Origin of the sequence: Flavobacterium sp. UBA7663, assembly GCF_002483315.1 — a bacterium.
Taxonomy (GTDB): Bacteria; Bacteroidota; Bacteroidia; order Flavobacteriales; family Flavobacteriaceae; genus Flavobacterium.
Genome location: NZ_DLHR01000029.1, coordinates 1 through 20,647, shown reverse-complemented (window position 1 = coordinate 20,647; position 20,647 = coordinate 1). Strand labels below are relative to the sequence as shown.

The following is a 20,647-nucleotide window of genomic DNA, read 5'->3' as shown; positions in this document are numbered from 1 at the left end:
AATTATGATATTCACATTGGAGCCATTTTTGGCATTTGGAGCAAGATTTTAGCGTTGATTATTAGTTTAGTTTGCGCGTCATTACCGGTTACAGGATTCTTTATTTGGTGGGGAAAACGAAATAAAAAATAAAACTATGTGTTGCAATTATTCCATTTTAAAACAAACCCAAAACGGCATGCTGATTTTCTTGAAAGGTTGTGGCAATTACCAATTAACCTTCAACAACCTCAACTTTAGCCTTACCGAAGACGAATTAATTGCGTTTGGAAATTACCTAAAACGCATTGATATCGACTATTGGGAAAAGGAATACGAACACTCCATTTACAAAAAGAAAATTCCCATACCAACATTGCAAAGCAATTTCATTATTCTCATTACCCGATTGGAATTGTACGAATTGCTCTTACTCCTCAACTTCGAAAACACAAACGAAATGTTATGCTATAACGATTTGAAAAATGGAATATTTTGGAATTGAAGCTCACTTTGGTGGGCTTTTTTTTGTTTTTTAAACGATTGAAATCTCAATTGATGATTTGTAAGATTCTTTATAAAAAATAAAAATGGTATTTTTCAGACATATATACGATAAATTGGGTAGCTATGTAGATTTTATCATTAATACTAGTTATGTGAAATAGAAGATAATAACGACTAAAAATATGTTGCTTTTAAGTCATTTAAGTCAGTTGCTATATAGTTTTGTGGCATACTTGGGTTCATATCTCTAAATCTTCTAATTGCTTGATTTTTCAAACTACTATCGAAAATAAAAAAATACTTATTATGTATGTTTCCATAACCAGTCAATGCCGCGGTAGAACCTGAAACTTTTCCAAACAACGAAGATTTATCTAGATTTTTCATATTTACATAATTAAATCTAAATTCCACTAAAACAATTTCATTAATAGAATTAACAAACGCAGAATCCATTGATTTAAGCTTCAATCTTCTATTCGATATAGCTAATTTTCTTTCAACACAATCCATATCAATAACAACCTCGTTATTCATAAAAAATGGCATAGCTTCTGTACAACCTTCAGCAACGACTAAAGTATTTAGATTTTGTAAACAATCCTGTTTCTGAAAATTTACTGCTAGCTTTAAAGTCTTAAACTTGGAATATTTCATCAGATTCCATATTTATTGATACGATCTATTGCAATATTAAAAGAACCAAAAATTGCATCAATCTCTTTACCTAAATAATTATAATTATATTTAAAAGGCTGCCCACTTTTTTCGGCTAAATAAAAATTAACAGAATCTAAGACACCTTGCTTTTCGGAAATATAACGAATTGCGCTTACCATATCAGGATTATGTGTTGCCAAAAAGAATTTAACTCCTAGCTCTTTATTAAGTAATACTATAATACGCGCGTATTCAATAATCCATTGAGGATGGAGATTTGATTCTGGTTCATCTATGATTAATAAAGTTTTATCACTTAAAGAACCATTTTTTATAAGCATTTGTAGAATAGAAAAAGACTTGATCCCTGTAGCTACATCTAACAAATTAAATGTGGCACCATCACTTCTTTTAAACTTAAAATCATCTGCAGTGTAAATACCATCATCAACTACAACATCTCCTTGGGTAATTTCTTTATTTATCAACTCAGAAAATTTATTATTTGTATTACCTCGTTGCAATAATAATTGATTTAAATCATCCCAATGCTCATTATGACTATCATCAACAGAAATCATCATCGGTGTATCAACGTATATAGCATTTTGTATACTGTAAGGAATTGATAAATAAGTACTATCAAGAGAAACTATTAAATCATCGTATTCTAAAACTTCAAACTTTTTAGGCAAATCTCCATCTGAAAAAACAGATTTTAGCTCTTCAACAAATAAAGATGTTGGTCTTGATTTAATTTTACTAATTGCTTGCTTAAACCTATTCTCTATAAATCCGCGAATTTTACTAAATGAACTTCCAATGTCATTTCCTTCATCTTCCGTTTTCAAAATATCTTTTGTGATATATTTTAATCTAATAGAGGTTTGGCTAGACAAATTTGGATTTTCAGCTGATGAACTATTATATATTTCTTCCAACCTCTCAACAACATTCAACCATTTTTGCAATTCGTCTTCTAAATATTCTGTGCTATAAATTTCTCTCCTTAATTCAGAAATTTCTTTTCTTAGTTCTTCCCTTACATTTCTATCCTTTACATTTAATCTTAAATCTTGTTGAACAATATCAATAAATCGTGTTACGCCTCTAAGATTAATCAATAATCTTTCTTTTACTAGTAAATCATAATTATTAACTGTTTTATATAAAAAATAGAGAAGTTTAGATATAGAGCTTTTTCCGCAGCCGTTTTCACCTGCAACAACGGTAATACCATCGATAATAATATCGGCACTATTTACAGCTCTAAACCCTTCAGTTTTAATACGAATATTTGATGGAGTCATAATATTTTATCGCTATTATTTAGTTTTTAAGCAATATACTGCAAAAGTACTTAAATAATAATACATTTTGAAAAAAAATATGATAACCACTTCACAAAACTGCAGCTAAATTCAATTGTTCATTTTATTGTGATGAAAAAATTTTTTTTAACCTCGTTTTCTTGTAATGGAACTTGAAACATTCTAAAAGTCTATAATAACGTGATTTCCTCGTTATTCCATTCTCTTCACTCTTAAAAAAACTTCTCAACCTACCATTTGAATTTCAATTCGTTATAAATTTTATTTAAAATAAATCTAAATAAACTTTGTAGTTTCATTTTCACACTATACATTTGCATCGTTATTTTAATTAAATCTAAATAAGATGTATAAAAACATTTTTAAAACTATAGTCCTATTGTCTTCGCTTCAGGCGGTTTCGCAAGAAAATCTAAACGATGTAAGTGAACACAATTTTACAGCAAACGATACTGTAAAAAAACTAAAAGAAGTGGTTATCGAAGCTAAAAACAACCCTTCAAAATCTTCGGTAAACAGAGCGGGGATCAAGGAAAAAGACTTACCTCAAGCCATTCAAGTTATTGGAACAGAAATTATCCAACAACAACAATCGATTCGTTTGAGTGATGTGGTTAAAAATGCCAATGGTGTTTATGTGGGTTCGGCTCGTGGTGGCGCTCAAGAATCGTTTTGGTCAAGAGGTTACGACATGTCGGCAAACAACATGTTTAAAAATGGTTTCCGTTTCAACAGCGGTTCTATTCCAGAAGTTTCTTCGTTAGAAAAAGTAGAAATTTTAAAAGGAAGTGCAGCACTTTTATACGGAAATGTTGCTCCTGGAGGAATTATGAATATGGTAACCAAAACGCCAAATTTTAAAACAGGTGGCGAATTCACTATGCAAGCTGGAAGTTATAATTTCTACAAACCTTCGGCTGATGTGTATGGTGCTTTTAATAATTCGATTGCGTTTCGCTTCAATGGTTCGTATGAAAATTCTGAAAGCTTTAGAGATTATGTTACTAAAGAACGTTACTACGTAAACCCTTCCCTACTTTTTAAAGTGAGTGATAAAACCGAAATCACCTTACAAGCGGATTATTTAAGCGACGATTGGACACCTGATTTCGGAACAGGTTCTATTGGAAAAGAAATTGCTGATGTACCAAGAAACGCGTATTTAGGCGCAAAATGGTCAAACGGAAACACAAAACAAGCAACCGCTTCTATATTAGTAAATCATGAATTTAATAAAAATTGGAAACTAAACTTTAATTCTTCTTTCCAAGATTACGATAGAGAATTTATAGGTACAGAACGTATTCAACCCGCTGCAAATGGCGATTGGAATCGTCCGTATGGAAGAAACAAAGCCGTAGAACAAATTCTTGCCAACCAAATAAGTTTACAAGGCAACTTTAAAACAGGTAAAATCAAACACCAATTGTTCACAGGAATCGATACTGAAATTTCGTTTGCTGATGCGTACACTTTTAGATTTTTCAATCCAATAACAGGATTAGCCGTTACAACTTACGATACTGTAAATATTTTTGATCCAGCTTCTTACGATGCTTCAAATGAATTACCTGCTTTACCTTCTGAAGTAACAAGAATCGTAAAAACAGAAACTACTCGTTTAGGAGTTTATGCTCAAGATTTGATTTCGTTCAGTGAAAAATTTAAAGCGTTATTAGGTATTCGTTATTCGTATCAAGAAGCAAAACCAGAAACGTATAACATTACTGCAAATACAGTTACCGAAGAAAAAATTCGTAATGATAGAGCTTTTTCGCCAAAAGTAGGATTGATTTACCAACCAACAAAAAGCATTACTTTATTCTCAAGTTACTCGAATTCGTTTACACCAAATACAGGAGTTGACATTAATAACGAAGCGATTGAACCTTCTATCATTGACCAAATTGAAGCCGGAATTAAAAATGAATTCTGGAAAGGAAAATTAACAACAAACGTTACTTTATACCAAATTGTGAACAGCAACTTAGCACAAACAGCCGAATTTGATGCTAACGGAAACATCAATACCAATACCAATGTAAAAGCATTAAGCGGCGAAACGACAAGTAAAGGAATCGAATTAGACATTACGTACAAACCAATTGATGATTTCAATATTATGGCGGGTTACAGTTACAACGATATGCGTTATACAAAAACCACTGGAGCAACAGGAAGTTTTATAGAAGGTGATCGTTTGGTTAGAACACCACAACATACAGCAAATTTAAGTTTCTTCTATACGGTTCCAACGGGAATGTTCAAAAATGTATCAGTTGGCGCAATTGGAAACTACATTGGCAACCGAGTTGGTGGATGGAACAATCAAGTAAATCCAGCCTATCCAAATAACGTTTGGGATAGAGAAATTCCAGTAAATGGTTATACAACAATTGATGTATCGTTGGGTTACAACTGGAAGCAGTTTTCATTACTATGTAAATTATCAAATATTACCAACGAGTTGAATTATACGATGCACGAAAACTACAGTGTAAATCCAATTGCACCAAGACAAATTTTAACTTCGTTACGCTATAAATTTTAAGCATTCAAATAGAACAAAAAATGAAACAAAAATTAGTTAGAGACATTCACCGCGATTTTGGCTACTTCTATGTAGGATTGATAATATCGTTTGCCTTTTCGGGAATTTTAATGAACCATAGAGAACATTGGCATCCTGAAAAATATACGATTGAAACCAAAAACATCAAAGTACAATTGCCAGAAGAAAGCCAAATTACAGAAGCATTTGCTGAAAATCTGGGAAAACAATTGGGCATCGACGATAAAATGCGTCGCCATAATGTAAAGAAAGGTACGTTTAAAATTTCGTTTGAAAAACACGATGTAGAAATCGACATGGAAACTGGAAAAGGAGAAATTGTTGCTTTCAATAAAACACCAATTATCAGCCAAACGATGAAGTTGCACAAAACCACATCAAACTGGTGGATTTACTACTCTGATATTTTTGGAATCTCTTTAATATTAATTGCCATTACGGGAACTTTAATGGTAACCCACGGCAAAAACACCTTTAAACGCCGAGGCTGGAAATTAGCCGTCGCTGGAATTATTTTCCCCATCTTAGTTTTAATTATTTTGAGTTAATAAACGAAAAGGTTTACGAAAGTGAGCCTTTTTTGTTGATAACTTAAATGGAGTTGTAATGAAGTTTTTGGTATTTTTGAAAAATAATAAGATTAAAACTACAAATTAAAACTCATGAGATTAAAGATTTTTTTTTTGCTTTTTATATCATCATTATTATTTTCCTCTTGTTTATTAAAACCCATTCAATCCGAATTTAGTTTACAAAGAACATTTTCTGATCCAGTAATAATTGGAGAATTTGATAATGGAAAAATATTAATCTATAATGGAGCTGGATTTAATCATAAAATAGATAACTCATCATTTATAAATGTATGGATTAACAATAAACCTTTAGGCCAACTTATGTCAAATGAATTTGCTATAATTTATTTATTACCTGGTAAATATGAATTCAAATTAGTTCACAAAGACATTAAAAATTTCACATCTACCCATATAATTGAAATAGATAAAGACACTAAAGTAATTTGCGTTAAACCTACAATAACTTCAAACAAAGCAGAAATAACAAATGCTATTCCTAATAACTTTCATTTGTTTAGAAATATAATTAGACAAAAATAATTTTAAAAGGTTCACGAAAGTGAGCCTTTTTTGATACTTCTAAAAATCAAAATCATGTAACTATTTCAAAAAATAATATAAGAAAACATGTGTTTTATAAGTATAACTTTGCTAAAAAGTAACCTATGAAAAATGCAATAAAAATAATGGTTTTGGTAATTGGTCTTCTTTCACTTTCTTGCAAAGAAGAAAAGAAAGAGACAGTAACCATTGTGAAACCAGAAATAAAAAGAAACGAACCTAAAGAAGTCGCATTTACGTTTCAAAAAAGTGAAGATTGGTTAAAAACCGAAGGTTCAAATCCAAAAGCGCTCGACTTGGTTTTAGCTCTAAACCGTGTGGATGCCATGAATTTAAAAAAATTAGATTCGATAGTAGTGCCGACCGATTTTTCGGGTGATTTGGAATATTATATGCCTTTTCCGTTAGAAGTTGCGACTTTAAACGAAGTAAGTAAAATAATTCTGTTTTCGTATGCTACACAAGCTTTCGCGACTTATGAATATGGCGTTTTAACACATACCGGACCTACAAGTCTGGGAAGAGAAAAAGACAAAACACCAACCGGTTTATTTTTTACCAATTGGAAAGCCGAAGAAACCATAAGTACGTTTAACGATGAATGGAAACTAAAATGGAATTTCAACATTGAAAACAAACAAGGCATTGGCTTTCACGAATATGAATTACCAGGTTATCCAGCTTCACATTCTTGTTTGCGATTGTTAGAAAAAGATGCCAAAATGCTATACGAATTTGCCGATCAATGGGAATTAGAAAGTGCCGAAAAAGTAAAATTAAAAGGAACTCCAGTAATTGTTTTTGGAAGCTACGATTTTAAAAACCCTAAAATTTGGAACACGTTACCACAAGATGCTAAAGCTTTATCTATCTCTGAAGCAACATTAGAAACTACTATTTCACCTTATTTAGCATCCATTTTAAAAGAACAAACAAAAAGAGAGAAAAAGTAATTTTTAATATATAAAGTATAATGAGGTTCACGAAAGTGAGCCTTTTTTGTTTTTAACGATAATTCAATATTGATTAAAATAGTATCTTTGAAGCAAGAAATATCAATTCATAAAAATGAAATCATTCACTCTTAAACTACTTTTTTTCCTATTTCTGAACAACTTTTTCGCATTTTCTCAAGACCAAGAATGTATTATATTTTTTAAAGATGGAACTTCTCTTGAAGGATATGGAATGCTAAAAATTGTTAACATTTTAGATCCTAAAGAGAAAATTAAATTTAGATTGACAAAAGAAGAAAAAGGTGATTTTTGGGATTTTGAAGATATCTCTAAAATTACGTTTATTGGATTTGAAATGACTAAAACATTTGAATACATAAAAACAAGCAAGTACGAATATCCTAAATTGCTAGAAATTTTAGTTGATGGCGAAGTTAAACTTTATAGAAGCCCTGAAACTATAACCTATAGATTGTATTTTGAAAATAATGATTTAAGCAAAAACCCTTTCCCTAAAACTTCTGAAAAAATTGTACAAAACAATTATTTAAAAAGAGAGAATGAAGAAATTGCAACTTGTATTGATTGCTATCCTTTAAAAAGTTGGGCAAAACAAGTTTCTGAGTATCTTTCCGATTGTGAAACATTAGTATATGACCTCAAAAAACATAAATACACTTTTGCTGAACTTGAAGATGCCATTATTTTTTACAATGATTTTTGTACTGAATGATATACGATAGGTTCACGAAAATGAGCCTTTTTGTTTTTAGATTTAAAAACTTGCACACAATATTTTTTATATTTGGAAAAAAAGTAAATCTTACCATTTTCAAACAATACAATTCTTATGTGAAATTCTCGAAATAAAATGAATAGTAAACAAAACCACTAAAACTTTTTAAATGAAAAAAATTGTATTATTTCTGCTAATTTTTCCAATCTCACTTTTTGCAAAATTTAATTCTGGAGAAATAACTTTTAATGACGGTAGTGTTAAATCTGGTCTAATTGAAGTTCCAAAATACAAGGACACTAAAATTAAATTTAAACAAAGTAATGATGCAGCAGTTGAAAAATTTAAAGTTGAAGATGTAAAAGGATTTCAAATTTTAAATGATAAAAATGAAACAGAAAACTACATTACACTAAGGGTTGGCAATAACAAAATACTGAATCCAAAAAAATTTAATATTGATGAAAAAAAATCTTTCGTAAAGATTGTCAAACAAGGAAAAATAAGTGTTTACTTAATTCATTACGAAGGGAATACAACTAGTGGAGGAAACGGAGGAATGACAGTCAATAGTTACGGAGCTGACGCTTATTATCTTCAGAGAGAAAATGACGACTTTGCTTTTGCAATTGGATTACATCGATATGATTTAAATTTTATGGCTGGTATGAATTTATATGCAGTTGTGGAAATGAATTTTAAAGAAATTTGTCCTGAATTTGTTAATAAACTAAAAGAAGCAGATTTAAAAGCAACTGAATTTTCAAGGATTGTGGACATCTATGAAGAAAACTGTGGGAAAAAGTAAACACTCCCAGCAAATTCTTTTTCGTTGTTAAAATTCATAAAAAATCCCGAGCTAACTCGGGATTTCATCTTTATGCTAAATTCTTATTTCTTAACCGGAATATTCTCTAAAATTTCCAAAACAAACTTCCAAAATTTCTGAGACGATTTAATCGATGCTCTTTCATCTGGGCTGTGTGCTCCGTGAATCGTTGGTCCAAAAGAAATCATGTCCATGTTTGGATAATTGGTTCCTAAAATACCACATTCTAGTCCAGCATGACACGCTACTACTTTTGGTTTTTCACCGTTTTGTTTTTCGTAAATAGAAGTCAATACGTCTAAAATTTCCGAGTTTACATTTGGTGTCCAACCTGGATAACTTCCTCCAAATTCTACTTCGCAACCAAATAATTCATAAGCTGAACGTAAGCTATTTGCTAAATCCATTTTAGAACTTTCCACCGATGAACGTGTTAAATTCTGAATCGAAATTTGTCCGTCTTTTACAATTACTCTTGCAATGTTATTTGAAGTTTCTACTAAGTCTTCCATATCAGCCGACATTCTGTAAACGCCGTTGTGTGCTGCATAAATCGCTCGTAGCAAACCTTCTTGCACGCCCAAATCCATTACTTTCGCAGGAACTGCATCGTTTTTAACAATCTCAATCGTTAAATTCGGTTCCATCGTTTTGAATTCGGTTTTGATGTCACCAATTACTTCTTGCATGTCAAAAACAAACGCTTCGTCATACATTTCAGCAATAATAACTTTCGCTACACTTTCTCTTGGAATTGCATTACGCAAACTTCCACCTGAAATTTCAGCAATTTGCAAACCAAAATTCTCAAATCCGTCAAATAACAAACGGTTCATGATTTTGTTTGCATTTCCTAATCCTTTATGAATATCCATTCCCGAGTGTCCACCTTGTAAACCTTTCACAGTAATTGTGTAACCCACAGAACCTTCTGGCGTTTCTTCTTCGTTGTAACCTCTTGTTGCTGTTACGTCAATTCCTCCCGCACAACCGATATCGATTTCATCGTCTTCTTCGGTATCTAAATTCAATAAAATTTCACCTTGTAACACACCGCCTTTTAAGTTCAAAGCGCCTGTCATTCCAGTTTCTTCATCAATCGTAAACAAAGCCTCAATTGCAGGATGTTTGATATCAGTAGATTCTAAAATTGCCATAATCATCGCTACTCCTAACCCATTGTCGGCACCAAGTGTAGTTCCGCGAGCACGAACCCAATCACCATCGACATACATATCAATTCCTTGCGTATCGAAATCAAAATTCGTGTCGTTATTTTTTTGGTGCACCATATCCAAATGTCCTTGCAAAACAATTGGTTTGCGGTTTTCCATTCCTGGCGTTGCTGGTTTGCGAATGATTACGTTTCTGATTTCGTCTTCAAACGTTTCTAATCCTAAACTGGTTCCGAAGTTTTTCATGAATTCAATTACACGTTCTTCTTTTTTAGACGGACGTGGCACAGCATTCAAATCGGCAAATTTGTTCCAAAGTGGCTTTGGTTCCAGATTTCTAATTTCTTGGCTCATTATATTTGTTTATTTTGGGTATTTAGTCGTATTCTGTGATGTATTAAAAACAGATAAAATAAAAACTGTTTTCTCTTTTTCATCTATAAAGTAAAGAATAATGTAGGGAAAAATTTTAACTGGTAATCCATGATAATCTTTATAGCGAATTTGAAAAAATGGGTTTGTTGCAATCGATTCAATGTATTCATCAACAATTTGAAAAAAATAGTTACCTAAATCTTCTCTTTTTGACTCATAAAATTCTACTGCTTCTTGAATATCAGCAATAGCTCGAGGTTCAATTACGATTCTATAACTCATTATTTTGTTTTCAAACGAATTTGCTTTTTCGCTTCTTCCCAAGGAACAAAATTTTCCTTTTTTGAAGACGCTCTTCTTTCATCTAAAACTACTTTCATCTCTTCAGAAACGGAGACATCATTAACTACAGTTTCGTAATTAAATTTTTCAATCAATTTCATAAAGAAAGTCAATTCGTTATCCGGAATATTTAAAGTTATTTTTGTCATTATTCCTAATTTAAACAACAAATTTACAAAAAAAGAAATGCGCTATTCTATATTATTAGTTAATTTTATGGCAAATATAAATTCGTGAAAAGAAAATTCGTCCTTCCTTTATTCTTACTTATCCAAATCATCGTTGTGAAAACGATTGGTTTGTTTCCTGATTTTGTAGAAAATTGGTACAGCAAAGGTTTTTATCCAAAATTGGCTTTTGTATCGAGAAAAGCATTAGGGTGGTTGCCGTTTTCGTTTGGTGATGTCATCTATTTCATACTGATTTTACTCTTATTTAGATGGTTTTGGAAGCACCGAATTGGCTTTTTTAAAGAATGGAAAAATAACGGATTAGCAATATTGAGTTGGGTTTCTGTATTTTATTTTTTCTTTCATATTCTTTGGGGAATGAATTATTACCGTATTCCGTTGCATGATAAATTGCAGATAGAAAAAGAATATTCGGCAGAACAATTAAAAACGTTTGCAGAAAAAATGTTAGTAAAAACCAATGAATTACAATTGCAAATTACTAAAAATGATTCTGTTACGGTTGTGATTCCGTATTCGGATGAAGAAATTTACAATTTGGCTTTAAAAGGGTATGAAAAATTACCAACAGACTTACAAGAATTTCATTACGAAGTAAAAAGTATCAAATCTTCGTTGTTCAGTTATCCGTTGAGTTATATGGGATTTGGTGGTTATTTGAATCCGTTTACCAATGAAGCACAAGTGAATTATTTAAAACCAAAATACACTTCACCTTTAACCACTTGCCACGAAATGGCACATCAAACGGGAATTGGAAGCGAAAGCGAATGCAATTTCATCGGATTTGTAACCGCTTCAAAAAATGAGGATTTATATTTCCAATATTCGGCATACAGTTTTGCATTGCGTTATGCGCTAAATAATTTGGATATAATAAAAGAAGGAAGTTCGGAACCTTTTTTGAAAAAAATCAACAAAGGCGTTTTGAAAAACTTTGAAGAAAATAAAATTTTTTGGAAGGAATACAAAACGCCAATCAATACCTTTTTTGAATATTTCTACGACAATTTCCTAAAAGCCAACCAACAAAAAGATGGCATGGAAGGGTATAGTAAGTTTGTAGGTTTAGCGATTGGGTATGAGAATAAGTTATAAGAGAAAAGGGATTAGGGAATAGTTTACGTAACGTATTAACTTTTCCCTAATCCCTTTCAACTTTTCCCTATTTACAACTCGTCACTCGTAAAACTCACTTGATTTCTCTTTTTATACGGTCGCATAATCAAACGTGCTTCTCGGTCAAAACGGATGTAATTGTACACCCAATTTAAGAATACCACCGCTTTATTTTTGAATCCAATTAAAGAAAATAAGTGCACAAACATCCAAACAAACCAAGCAAAAACACCACTGAATTTGAATTTTGGTAAATCGACAACGGCTTTATTTCTTCCTATTGTTGCCATCGAACCTTTGTCTTTGTAAACAAATGGTTTTAATGTTTTTTTATCTAATAATCGAATTAGATTTTCGGCTAATAATCTTCCTTGTTGCATAGCTGGTTGCGCCATCATAGGATGTCCTTGCGGATATTCTTCTGAAGTCATCACAGCAATATCACCAATAGCAAAAAGATTATCATAACCTTCTACTTGATTGTATTGGTTTACCTTAATTCTATTTACATTCTTTATAAAACTATCTGCTTTTAAGCCATGAGGTAGAGCACCTTGCACGCCAGCTGTCCAAATTACTGTTGCGGAATCGAATGATAAATCGGAATTGGTCGTTACTGTTTTTCCATCGTAACCTGTTACACGAACTTTTTTCCAAACACTTACTCCTAAATCTAAAAGAAACTTTTCCGCTTTCTCAGAAGCATTTTCGCTCATCGAATCTAAAACCCTATCACTCCCTTGAATCAGATTGATTTCCATTTTTCGAACATCTAAATCGGGATAATCTTTTGGAAGAATCGCTTTTTTCATTTCGGCTAAAGCACCAGCTAGTTCTACTCCTGTTGGACCACCACCAACTAAAACGAAATTCATCAAACTATGACGTTCGTCGATATCATTGGTAAGCAAAGCTTGTTCAAAATTCTCTAAAATCAAACTACGAATATTCAATGATTGCGGAATCGTTTTCATCGCCATACTATTGCGTTCGATTTCTTTATTTCCAAAATAATTGGTTTTAGAACCTGTTGCAATTACTAAATAATCAAATTTTAATTCGCCAATATCGGCGTAAATCGTATTGTTTTCGGCATCAATTTCACGAACTTCTGCCAATCGGAAATAAAAATCTCTATATTCTTGAACAATTTTTCGAATTGGGTACGCAATAGAATCGGGTTCTAAACCGCCGGTTGCTACTTGGTACATCAAAGGTTGAAAATTGTGATAATTATGTTTGTCTAGTAAAACGACTTGTACTTTCTTATTGCGAAGTTTTTTCGCTAAAGATATTCCAGCAAAACCACCACCTATGATGACAATTCTAGGAAAACTACTACGAGGAATATTCATTTATCATTGTAAATTTATCAAGTCAAAGATAAGAAGAAAAAGAATTGAATGTTTCGTAAAATAGTTAATGATTATTTAAATTTGAAATAGTAAACTTGTAACAAAATAGTTCAAATGACTACTTATTGTATATGAAATCAGAATCGGAAGCACTTTTCGTAAAGCAACTCAAAGAGAATCAGAATATAATTCACAAAATTTGTCGATTATATACTACTGATGAGGATGCCCATAAAGATTTGTTTCAGGAAATTACGATTCAATTATGGAAAGCTTTTCCCAACTTCAGAGGCGATTCCAAATTTACTACTTGGGCGTATCGCGTAGGATTAAACACAGCCATTACACTTTACCGAAAAAAGAAGCGAAGTATTGACACGATTGAGTTTGACAGCACTTTTCATAAGGTAACACAAGACGATTACAATTTTGAAGAAGAAGAAAAATTAAAACTTTTGTACAGCGCCATTAGCGAGCTGAACGACATTGAAAAAGCTTTAGTTTTCTTGTATTTAGAAGATAAAGATTATACCGAAATTTCAGAAACGTTGGGGATTAGTGAAGTGAATGCACGGGTAAAAATGAACCGTGTGAAAGGGAAATTAAAAAAAATATTAAATCCGTAACTCATGGATGAATTAGATTTATTAAAAAAAGACTGGAAAAAACAAGAAAGTTCGTTCCAACAAATAGGTGAAAAAGAAATTTACGGAATGTTACATAAACGCTCCTCTTCTATTGTGAAGTGGATTGTAATTATTAGTATCTTAGAGCTTCTTTTATGGACAGGTATTTCGTTTTTTACCGCTGATGAAGAGTATTTTAAAACTTTAAAAATGTATCATTTAGATACAGCGATGCCTATAATTGCATTTATAAACTATGGCGTCATATTATTTTTTATTTATTTATTTTTCAAAAATTATAGAGCTATCAATACCACCGATACGGTAAAACAGTTGATGCAAAGCATATTAAAAACCCGAAAAACAGTAAAATACTACGTTTGGTATAATTTAGCCATGACTGCTTTTTCTTTTATTTTAGTGTTTGTCTTCCAATTTATGTATGACCCAAACATTCGTAAAATGATAAATAAAATGTCACAAAATGTAGATTCAAATGTTTTCTATTGCATTATGTTTATGGTTTATGCTGTTATAATTGCTGTTTTTGTGGGACTAATTTGGTTATTCTACCGTGTTTTATATGGTATTTTAATGAGACGACTTGAAAAAAACTATAACGAACTTAAAAAAATCGATTACTAATGAAAAAAATATTCATTTCGCTATTAACCTTACTAACTAGTTTTTCTTTTTCTCAAGAATTAGAAAAAAGTTTATTGTGGAAAATTTCTGGAAACGGATTAAAACACGATTCGTATTTGTTTGGAACCATTCATATTACTTGTGATGCTACTTTAGATGATAATACTTTGAGTGCATTGGAAAATACAAAACAATTGTATTTAGAGCTTGATATGGATGAAAAATCGATGCAAATGCAAATGATGCAGCATATGATGATGAAAGATGGTACGAAATTATCTACTCTACTAAACTCAGAAGATTTTAAAACAGTAGATGAATTTCTAAAGAAAAACTTGAACATGTCGGCTAAGTTATTTGATAGTTTCAAACCTTTTATGGTAAGCACTATGCTTTATCCAAAGATGATTGATTGCCCATTTCAATCTGTGGAAAGTGTTTTAATGAAAGTAACCGAAGAACAAAATGAAGAAGTTTTCGGTTTAGAAACTATTGAAGATCAAATGAAAGTTTTTGATGCTATTTCATACGAAATACAAGCTGAAGAATTGTTAAAAATGGCAAAAGGCGATTTAGAAAAAGATAAAGATGAAATGAATAAAATGATGAAAATCTATCAAAACAAAGACATTGAAGGAATGTTAAAAATGATGGATGATTCTGATAATAAAATCACTTCTGAAAACCAAGATGTTTTATTAAACAATAGAAATAAAAACTGGATTCCAATTATGATTAAAACCATGAAAGACAAACCTACCTTTTTTGGTGTTGGTGCTGGTCATTTAGCTGGAGAAGAAGGCGTAATAAAACTATTGCGAAAACAAGGATATAAAGTTGAAGCAGTTAAATAAAAAAGAGGCAATTGCCTCTTTTTTTATTTAATATTTCCACATTCTTTCTCTGTCTAATTTAGCTTGTTCATCTAAAACTTCCGAAGGAATCACTTTTAATAAAGAAGGATGTTGCTCAATTGCAAATTCAATCATTTCTACCACTTCATCAACCGTTGCTGTTTCGTAATCAATTTTCAAAGGTTCTTTAATCACCATCGATTGTAAAATTCCTTTTTTCTTAATCATCAATCCTTTTCGGTCAAAAGAACGACGGAAACCATCAATTACAATTGGTACAACAACTGGTTTATGTTGCAAAATAATGTGAGCTGTTCCTTTTCGTACTGGTTTAAAAGAACGCGTAGTTCCTTGTGGAAAAGTAATTACCCAACCATCTTCTAAAGCAATCTTAATATTTTCGGTATCGTTCGGATTAACATCTTTCTTCTCCGTAACATCTTTTCCTTTCGCTCTCCAAGTTCTTTCTACTGTAATTGCTCCTGCATAAGCTAAAATTCTTGGAAGTAAACCTTCTTGCATGGTTTCCTTAGCCGCTACGTAATACATGTTTAACTTCGGATTCCACAAATACATTACATTTTTAATATTGTTTTCTCTTCCTTTTAAACTAGCATTAAAAACGTGAAACATAGCCACAACATCGGCAAAATAGGTTTGGTGATTCGAAATAAATAAAACATTCGTATCAGGCAAACTTCTTATAATTTCAGAACCTTCAATATGTAATTGGTTAAAATAACGATAACGACGGTGTGTTAAAAAACCCGCAATACGAATTAACCAAGTCTTTAAAAACAATATATGTCCGAAAGGATTTCTCTTAAATAATCCCATAATTTTCATTTATTTTAACAAAACAAGAACGCAAAAGTAGTAAAATAGGTGATTTTAGAAAGAAAAAAAGACTTAAAATCACCATTATGCGTAACAATTTGAAACCACTATAAATTACATTTACTTAACGCACACTTAATGGTTTCTTTTAACTCACTCATCATCATTGCAGTAGCGCCCCAAACCACATATTTATCCACCATAAAAGCAGGCACTTCAATATCAGTAGCATAAGATGTTGACATCTTAACTTTCGTAATACTTTTCTCGTCTAAAAAGTCGGCAATTGAAAACTCTAAAACTCTTTTGACTTCATCTAAATCTGGAATAAAAGTTAACTCTTCATTAGAGACCCCCATAAAAGGGGCAACTAAAAAGTTACTTGGGGGAATATAAATTTCACTAAATGGCTTAATGATTTGAATTTTATCGGGATGAATACCTACTTCTTCATGAGTTTCTCTAAGAGCCGTTTCGGCTAAATCGGCATCATATTCTTCTACTTTTCCACCGGGAAAACCTATTTGTGAGGAATGAACACCTGGATACGAATTTCGAACAATTAGGGCTAAATGAGTAACCGAATTTTTAGGATAAAAAAGCATTAATACAGCTGCTTTCCTCGGATTTTTATCCATATAGTTTTCCTCATTTAAATAAGAAATGCGTTCTAATGGTGCCATTTTTGCATGCGCATCCGTAGAAAGGAGCGTTTCTTTTTCTATCTTTGGAATATATTTTATAAAATCATTAAAAAGCATACAATCTCAATTTAGCAATCTTAAAGGTAGCTATTTTTTTCAAACAAAATAACTTTCTAATTTAATAATATGTTCAGTAAAGAAGAAGCCTTACAAATAAAAAAAGATTTTTGGATTGCATTTGCCGCCGAATATCCTCGTAAGTGGTTGTTATACAACACTAAAATCAAAGATGTAACCTTCAAATTTTATGTTGACAATAAAAAAGCACAAGTTTTACTAGATATAGAACCAAAAGACGAAGAAAAACGTAAGATATATTATGAGAAAGTAGAATCGTTAAAAACCATTCTTTTAGAAGACTATTTAGACGATGTTATTTTTGAACGTAATTTCTATTTAGAAACAGGAAAAGTAATCAGTCGTGTTTGGGTAGAAAAAACAGGAATTAGTATTAACAACAAAAGCACTTGGCCTGAAGTTTTTGACTTCTTTGCCGAAAAAATGGATGCTTTTGAGCGCTTTTTCTATGAAAATGAAGATTATATTAAAGATTTAGAAATCAATACCTAATTCAAATACTTTGTAACATTGTTAACATTTTATTTGAATTATAACACTTAAATTTGAAAAAATGTTAGCTATGAAAAACTTGTTTTTATTACTTTTAGTAATCACATTTCAGTCCTGTCAATCACAAAACAAAGAACCTAAAACCATGAATTCAAATTCCAAAAAAACAGAAGCGCAATGGAAAGCTGAGCTTACTCCAGAGCAATATGAAGTTTTAAGAAACAAAGGAACCGAAAGAGCCTTTACAGGAGAATATTGGGATCATTTTGAAAAAGGTAAATACGTTTGTGCGGGTTGCGGTAATGATTTATTCACCTCAGACACCAAATTTGATTCGCATTGTGGTTGGCCTTCGTTTGATAAAGCGATTAAAGGTTCGGTTGTCTATGTTCAAGATTTGAGCTACGGAATGGTTAGAACTGAAGTATTGTGTGCAAAATGTGATGGTCATTTAGGTCATATTTTTGACGATGGTCCAAAAGAGACTACTGGTCAACGCTTTTGCATGAACTCTGTTTCCATAAAATTTGTTCCAGAAACAAAGTAAAACTATGCTGATACAAAGTATAAAGAATAATCTTTCCGAAAATATCGAATTGCTTCGTCAACTTACAAACGATGAATTCACACAAAAAAATCCAGAGTTAAGCAATGCTACTATTGGAGAACACATGCGTCATATTATTGAGTTATTTGGTTGTTTGTTAGAAAACTACGACTACGGATTAATCAATTACGATGATAGAAAACGAGATATATTACTCCAAACCGATAAAAATGAAGCAATTGCTATTATTGAAAAATATCTTTTGGAGCTAGACAAACCTAATAAACCTCTTTCGCTAACACACAATTGTTTTAGTCCTATTGAACTTTTACAAACCAATTATTTCAGAGAATTAATTTACAATTTAGAACACAGTATTCATCATCAAGCCTTGATAAAAGTGGCATTACATAGTTTGCCGCATATTAAAATACCTAGTTCATTCGGAGTAGCGCCATCAACATTAGAATATCGTAAACAATGTGCACAGTAACGTATATTCCAACTGCTGAAGGTTGTATCATTACTTCCAACAGAGATGAAAAAATTACACGTGAAAGAGCACTTTCCCCACAAGAATATTTGATTGATGGAAAAAAGATAATCTTTCCAAAAGATCCAAAAGCTGGGGGAACTTGGGTAGCACATAATGAAACTAAAATTATTGTTTTACTAAACGGAGCGCAAGAAAAACACTTTCCAAAACCAAATTATCGCAAAAGTAGGGGTTTGATTGTCTTGGATTTGATGACAGCCGAAAAGACCTTAGATTATTGGAAAACAGTTGATTTATCAGATATTGAACCGTTCACAATTGTGTTAGTTGAAAACAATAAATTGACGCAATTGCAATGGAACGAAACTGAAAAAAACACAACAGGGTTTGATTCGACGCAATTTCATATTTGGTCCTCTTCTACTCTTTATTCAAAAGAAATTAGAGAACAAAGAAAAGTATGGTTTCAAGATTTTATAAAACGTAAAAACAGTCCAACACCAGAAGAAATTTTACATTTTCATCAATTTACAGAATCAGAAAATAAAGAATTTGGCTTGCAAATTAATCGCAACGATGTATTGAAAACCATTAGTATAACGCAATGCAAAGTAACGAATAATACAATAAAAATGGAGTATCTTGATTTATTCGAATAAAAAATGACAAAACTGAATCTTTTCCTACATAAATTAACCCATTGGGAATATTGGCCCTATCAAGTGGTGTATTTGCCAGTATATTTTCAATATTTGTATTATGTGATTAGAACACAATCATTTTTTTTCTTTAATGCTTCAAATCCAACAATAAAAAACGGAGGATTTTTCATGGAATCGAAAAAAGAAATTTACGATTTGATTCCACCCCAATATTATCCTAAAACTATTTTAGTTACTCCAAATGAAAATTTAGAAGTTATTTTACAAAGAATTAACTCCGAAAATATTCAATTTCCTCTAATTGCGAAACCCGATATTGGTTTAAGAGGAACTGCTGTGAAAAAAATTCACAATACCGAAGAACTAGAAAATTACCTCAAAAAAGCGAAATTTGACATTTTAATTCAGGATTTGATTCCTTATGAAAATGAAATCGGTCTTTTCTATGTAAAATTGCCAAACCAACCTGGGAAAATAACCGGAATAGTAGCAAAGGAATTCATGATTTTAACCGGAAACGGTAAAAACACCCTTCGCGAATTACTACATCAAGACAAACGCTATCTGCTACAATTAGAAGTACTTGAAGAAGAATACAAAGACAAACTAAACACTGTTTTAAACGAAGGAGAAACCATTAATTTGGTTCCTTACGGCAATCATTGTCGCGGAACAAAATTCGTAGATGCTAGTCACGAAATCACCTCTGAAATGATGGAAAGTTTCAACACTATTTGTAGCCAAATCAATGGTTTTTATTTTGGAAGAATGGATATTATGTACCATTCTTATGAAGATTTAGCAAAAGGTAAAAACTTCCAAATCGTCGAAATAAACGGTGCAATTAGCGAACCTACTCACATGTATGACCCAAAACATTCGCTTTTATTCGGTTGGAAAGAACTCACACGACATTTTCATTACATGTACCTAATCAGTAAAAACAACCATAAAAACGGGGCAAAATACCTAACTTTTAAAGAAGGTGTTCAAGAATTTAAAAATCACCACAAACACTACGATACCATTTTAGAATTTTAGAGCGTTACTCCTTCTATGCGAGTCGAGCTATCCGCACTCGGTTTACTTAAAATCCTTAGGCATTTTAAGTAAGAGCTCGAACAAATGCTACACACGAGCTTGCGACTGACGAAGTAATCCTTTACGCAGAATTGGTATTCAATTGAATATCTACGATTTAAAGTCCCGTAGGGACGATATACTGGTAACAAAACCCTGACAAAGATTTTTCAAAAGCTAAGAAGCTTTAGCCGAACTAGCCAAGTACATTCGTTAGCAAACGCCAACGTTAGCCTTTCATAAAGTATAAAAATAAAAAAACCACCCTATTGAGGTGGTTTGTTAGTCCCATCGGGACGATATATTGGTAACAAAAAACCCCTCATCGATAGATGAAGGGTTTTCAAAAGAAAGGCGGCG

The 20,647-nt window shown here is 31.8% G+C and carries 25 protein-coding genes; 17 read left to right on the top strand and 8 right to left on the bottom strand.

The window, feature by feature from the left end:
- The coding region (locus B2741_RS12995) for a PepSY domain-containing protein (RefSeq protein WP_291139779.1) at nt 1-132 on the top strand (132 nt) is incomplete at its 5' end.
- A 4-nt stretch (nt 133-136) separates the two neighbouring features.
- A complete protein-coding gene (locus B2741_RS12990) occupies nt 137-484 on the top strand; it encodes a DUF6686 family protein (protein WP_291139748.1) in 348 nt (115 codons plus the stop codon).
- Between the two features lie 176 nt (nt 485-660).
- Here B2741_RS12990 and B2741_RS12985 read toward each other — a convergent pair whose 3' ends face one another.
- Together B2741_RS12985 and B2741_RS12980 are read right to left on the bottom strand one after the other, a co-directional pair.
- A complete protein-coding gene (locus B2741_RS12985; RefSeq protein ID WP_291139745.1) occupies nt 661-1,143 on the bottom strand; it encodes a hypothetical protein in 483 nt (160 codons plus the stop codon).
- On the bottom strand, nt 1,143-2,456 hold the full coding sequence (locus B2741_RS12980; protein ID WP_291139742.1) for an AAA family ATPase: 1,314 nt from the start codon (nt 2,454-2,456) through the stop codon (nt 1,143-1,145). The genes B2741_RS12985 and B2741_RS12980 overlap by 1 nt, the downstream gene beginning before the upstream one ends.
- A gap of 367 nt (nt 2,457-2,823) precedes the next feature.
- On the opposite strand from B2741_RS12980, the gene B2741_RS12975 reads away from it, so the two are divergent.
- The 6 genes from B2741_RS12975 (at nt 2,824) to B2741_RS12950 (ending at nt 8,688) form a co-directional block, all read left to right on the top strand.
- Nucleotides 2,824-5,028, top strand: coding sequence for a TonB-dependent siderophore receptor (locus B2741_RS12975; RefSeq protein WP_291139740.1), 2,205 nt, complete (start codon nt 2,824-2,826; stop codon nt 5,026-5,028).
- Nucleotides 5,029-5,048: 20 nt separating this feature from the next.
- Nucleotides 5,049-5,597 carry a PepSY-associated TM helix domain-containing protein gene (locus B2741_RS12970; protein WP_291139737.1) on the top strand — a complete coding sequence of 183 codons (549 nt, stop codon included), beginning with the start codon at nt 5,049-5,051 and terminating at the stop codon, nt 5,595-5,597.
- A gap of 114 nt (nt 5,598-5,711) precedes the next feature.
- A complete protein-coding gene (locus B2741_RS12965; RefSeq protein WP_291139734.1) occupies nt 5,712-6,167 on the top strand; it encodes a hypothetical protein in 456 nt (151 codons plus the stop codon).
- Between the two features lie 125 nt (nt 6,168-6,292).
- On the top strand, nt 6,293-7,141 hold the full coding sequence (locus tag B2741_RS12960; protein ID WP_291139731.1) for a L,D-transpeptidase: 849 nt from the start codon (nt 6,293-6,295) through the stop codon (nt 7,139-7,141).
- 115 nt (nt 7,142-7,256) lie between these two features.
- Nucleotides 7,257-7,877 (top strand): hypothetical protein, encoded by a 621-nt coding sequence (locus B2741_RS12955; protein WP_291139727.1) that lies wholly within the window; start codon nt 7,257-7,259, stop codon nt 7,875-7,877.
- A gap of 172 nt (nt 7,878-8,049) precedes the next feature.
- Nucleotides 8,050-8,688, top strand: coding sequence for a hypothetical protein (locus B2741_RS12950; protein WP_291139724.1), 639 nt, complete (start codon nt 8,050-8,052; stop codon nt 8,686-8,688).
- An 83-nt stretch (nt 8,689-8,771) separates the two neighbouring features.
- Here the strand turns inward: B2741_RS12950 and B2741_RS12945 are convergent, their stop codons facing one another.
- From B2741_RS12945 to B2741_RS12935, 3 genes are read right to left on the bottom strand one after another with little or no spacing between them, the layout of a single operon-like run.
- Entirely contained in the window at nt 8,772-10,238 is a 1,467-nt protein-coding gene (locus B2741_RS12945) for an aminoacyl-histidine dipeptidase (protein WP_291139721.1), read from the bottom strand.
- A gap of 9 nt (nt 10,239-10,247) precedes the next feature.
- On the bottom strand, nt 10,248-10,541 hold the full coding sequence (locus tag B2741_RS12940) for a type II toxin-antitoxin system RelE/ParE family toxin (RefSeq protein ID WP_291139718.1): 294 nt from the start codon (nt 10,539-10,541) through the stop codon (nt 10,248-10,250).
- Nucleotides 10,541-10,750: a hypothetical protein gene (locus B2741_RS12935; RefSeq protein WP_291139715.1), complete on the bottom strand. Its 210-nt coding sequence runs from the start codon at nt 10,748-10,750 to the stop codon at nt 10,541-10,543. Before B2741_RS12935 ends, B2741_RS12940 begins: the two co-directional genes overlap by 1 nt.
- An 84-nt stretch (nt 10,751-10,834) precedes the next feature.
- On the opposite strand from B2741_RS12935, the gene B2741_RS12930 reads away from it, so the two are divergent.
- Complete coding sequence (locus tag B2741_RS12930) at nt 10,835-11,890, top strand: DUF3810 domain-containing protein (RefSeq protein ID WP_291139712.1); 1,056 nt, start codon at nt 10,835-10,837, stop codon at nt 11,888-11,890.
- Between the two features lie 71 nt (nt 11,891-11,961).
- Here B2741_RS12930 and B2741_RS12925 read toward each other — a convergent pair whose 3' ends face one another.
- Nucleotides 11,962-13,266: an NAD(P)/FAD-dependent oxidoreductase gene (locus B2741_RS12925; protein ID WP_291139709.1), complete on the bottom strand. Its 1,305-nt coding sequence runs from the start codon at nt 13,264-13,266 to the stop codon at nt 11,962-11,964.
- 131 nt (nt 13,267-13,397) lie between these two features.
- Here B2741_RS12925 and B2741_RS12920 point away from each other — a divergent pair, with 131 nt between their 5' ends.
- The 3 genes from B2741_RS12920 to B2741_RS12910 are packed head-to-tail and all read left to right on the top strand — an operon-like array spanning nt 13,398 to nt 15,391.
- The gene (locus B2741_RS12920) at nt 13,398-13,892 is read left to right on the top strand and encodes an RNA polymerase sigma factor (protein ID WP_133606081.1); all 495 of its coding nucleotides are present in this window, start codon (nt 13,398-13,400) and stop codon (nt 13,890-13,892) included.
- Nucleotides 13,893-13,895: 3 nt separating this feature from the next.
- Entirely contained in the window at nt 13,896-14,537 is a 642-nt protein-coding gene (locus B2741_RS12915) for a hypothetical protein (RefSeq protein ID WP_291139707.1), read from the top strand.
- Nucleotides 14,537-15,391, top strand: a complete 855-nt coding sequence (locus tag B2741_RS12910) for a TraB/GumN family protein (RefSeq protein WP_291139705.1) — start codon at nt 14,537-14,539, stop codon at nt 15,389-15,391. The genes B2741_RS12915 and B2741_RS12910 overlap by 1 nt, the downstream gene beginning before the upstream one ends.
- Before the next feature lie 27 nt (nt 15,392-15,418).
- On the opposite strand, the gene B2741_RS12905 is transcribed toward B2741_RS12910, so the two are convergent.
- Nucleotides 15,419-16,228 carry a lysophospholipid acyltransferase family protein gene (locus B2741_RS12905; protein WP_291139703.1) on the bottom strand — a complete coding sequence of 270 codons (810 nt, stop codon included), beginning with the start codon at nt 16,226-16,228 and terminating at the stop codon, nt 15,419-15,421.
- 107 nt (nt 16,229-16,335) lie between these two features.
- Nucleotides 16,336-16,989: an NUDIX hydrolase gene (locus tag B2741_RS12900; RefSeq protein WP_291139701.1), complete on the bottom strand. Its 654-nt coding sequence runs from the start codon at nt 16,987-16,989 to the stop codon at nt 16,336-16,338.
- 69 nt (nt 16,990-17,058) lie between these two features.
- Here B2741_RS12900 and B2741_RS12895 point away from each other — a divergent pair, with 69 nt between their 5' ends.
- The 5 genes from B2741_RS12895 (at nt 17,059) to B2741_RS12875 (ending at nt 20,248) form a co-directional block, all read left to right on the top strand.
- A complete protein-coding gene (locus tag B2741_RS12895) occupies nt 17,059-17,502 on the top strand; it encodes a DUF4268 domain-containing protein (RefSeq protein ID WP_291139698.1) in 444 nt (147 codons plus the stop codon).
- A 70-nt stretch (nt 17,503-17,572) separates the two neighbouring features.
- Nucleotides 17,573-18,049, top strand: a complete 477-nt coding sequence (gene msrB, locus B2741_RS12890) for a peptide-methionine (R)-S-oxide reductase MsrB (RefSeq protein ID WP_291139695.1) — start codon at nt 17,573-17,575, stop codon at nt 18,047-18,049.
- A gap of 4 nt (nt 18,050-18,053) precedes the next feature.
- Entirely contained in the window at nt 18,054-18,542 is a 489-nt protein-coding gene (locus B2741_RS12885) for a DinB family protein (RefSeq protein ID WP_291139692.1), read from the top strand.
- Nucleotides 18,530-19,204 carry an NRDE family protein gene (locus B2741_RS12880; protein WP_291139689.1) on the top strand — a complete coding sequence of 225 codons (675 nt, stop codon included), beginning with the start codon at nt 18,530-18,532 and terminating at the stop codon, nt 19,202-19,204. The genes B2741_RS12885 and B2741_RS12880 overlap by 13 nt, the downstream gene beginning before the upstream one ends.
- Nucleotides 19,205-19,207: 3 nt before the next feature.
- Nucleotides 19,208-20,248, top strand: coding sequence for a D-alanine--D-alanine ligase (locus tag B2741_RS12875; protein WP_291139686.1), 1,041 nt, complete (start codon nt 19,208-19,210; stop codon nt 20,246-20,248).
- Nucleotides 20,249-20,647: the final 399 nt, after the last annotated feature.

What these genes read in the sequence shown, in the direction of transcription:
- B2741_RS12965 (WP_291139734.1), top strand. Translation starts at nt 5,712, where the DNA reads ATGAGATTAAAGATTTTTTTTTTGCTTTTTATATCATCATTATTATTT.
- B2741_RS12880 (WP_291139689.1), top strand. Translation starts at nt 18,530, where the DNA reads ATGTGCACAGTAACGTATATTCCAACTGCTGAAGGTTGTATCATTACT.
- B2741_RS12955 (WP_291139727.1), top strand. Translation starts at nt 7,257, where the DNA reads ATGAAATCATTCACTCTTAAACTACTTTTTTTCCTATTTCTGAACAAC.
- B2741_RS12905 (WP_291139703.1), bottom strand. Translation starts at nt 16,228, where the DNA reads ATGGGATTATTTAAGAGAAATCCTTTCGGACATATATTGTTTTTAAAG.
- B2741_RS12940 (WP_291139718.1), bottom strand. Translation starts at nt 10,541, where the DNA reads ATGAGTTATAGAATCGTAATTGAACCTCGAGCTATTGCTGATATTCAA.
- B2741_RS12900 (WP_291139701.1), bottom strand. Translation starts at nt 16,989, where the DNA reads ATGCTTTTTAATGATTTTATAAAATATATTCCAAAGATAGAAAAAGAA.
- B2741_RS12920 (WP_133606081.1), top strand. Translation starts at nt 13,398, where the DNA reads ATGAAATCAGAATCGGAAGCACTTTTCGTAAAGCAACTCAAAGAGAAT.
- B2741_RS12925 (WP_291139709.1), bottom strand. Translation starts at nt 13,266, where the DNA reads ATGAATATTCCTCGTAGTAGTTTTCCTAGAATTGTCATCATAGGTGGT.
- msrB (WP_291139695.1), top strand. Translation starts at nt 17,573, where the DNA reads ATGAAAAACTTGTTTTTATTACTTTTAGTAATCACATTTCAGTCCTGT.
- B2741_RS12980 (WP_291139742.1), bottom strand. Translation starts at nt 2,456, where the DNA reads ATGACTCCATCAAATATTCGTATTAAAACTGAAGGGTTTAGAGCTGTA.
- B2741_RS12910 (WP_291139705.1), top strand. Translation starts at nt 14,537, where the DNA reads ATGAAAAAAATATTCATTTCGCTATTAACCTTACTAACTAGTTTTTCT.
- B2741_RS12885 (WP_291139692.1), top strand. Translation starts at nt 18,054, where the DNA reads ATGCTGATACAAAGTATAAAGAATAATCTTTCCGAAAATATCGAATTG.
- B2741_RS12975 (WP_291139740.1), top strand. Translation starts at nt 2,824, where the DNA reads ATGTATAAAAACATTTTTAAAACTATAGTCCTATTGTCTTCGCTTCAG.
- B2741_RS12895 (WP_291139698.1), top strand. Translation starts at nt 17,059, where the DNA reads ATGTTCAGTAAAGAAGAAGCCTTACAAATAAAAAAAGATTTTTGGATT.
- B2741_RS12970 (WP_291139737.1), top strand. Translation starts at nt 5,049, where the DNA reads ATGAAACAAAAATTAGTTAGAGACATTCACCGCGATTTTGGCTACTTC.
- B2741_RS12985 (WP_291139745.1), bottom strand. Translation starts at nt 1,143, where the DNA reads ATGAAATATTCCAAGTTTAAGACTTTAAAGCTAGCAGTAAATTTTCAG.
- B2741_RS12950 (WP_291139724.1), top strand. Translation starts at nt 8,050, where the DNA reads ATGAAAAAAATTGTATTATTTCTGCTAATTTTTCCAATCTCACTTTTT.
- B2741_RS12935 (WP_291139715.1), bottom strand. Translation starts at nt 10,750, where the DNA reads ATGACAAAAATAACTTTAAATATTCCGGATAACGAATTGACTTTCTTT.
- B2741_RS12990 (WP_291139748.1), top strand. Translation starts at nt 137, where the DNA reads ATGTGTTGCAATTATTCCATTTTAAAACAAACCCAAAACGGCATGCTG.
- B2741_RS12960 (WP_291139731.1), top strand. Translation starts at nt 6,293, where the DNA reads ATGAAAAATGCAATAAAAATAATGGTTTTGGTAATTGGTCTTCTTTCA.
- B2741_RS12915 (WP_291139707.1), top strand. Translation starts at nt 13,896, where the DNA reads ATGGATGAATTAGATTTATTAAAAAAAGACTGGAAAAAACAAGAAAGT.
- B2741_RS12875 (WP_291139686.1), top strand. Translation starts at nt 19,208, where the DNA reads ATGACAAAACTGAATCTTTTCCTACATAAATTAACCCATTGGGAATAT.
- B2741_RS12945 (WP_291139721.1), bottom strand. Translation starts at nt 10,238, where the DNA reads ATGAGCCAAGAAATTAGAAATCTGGAACCAAAGCCACTTTGGAACAAA.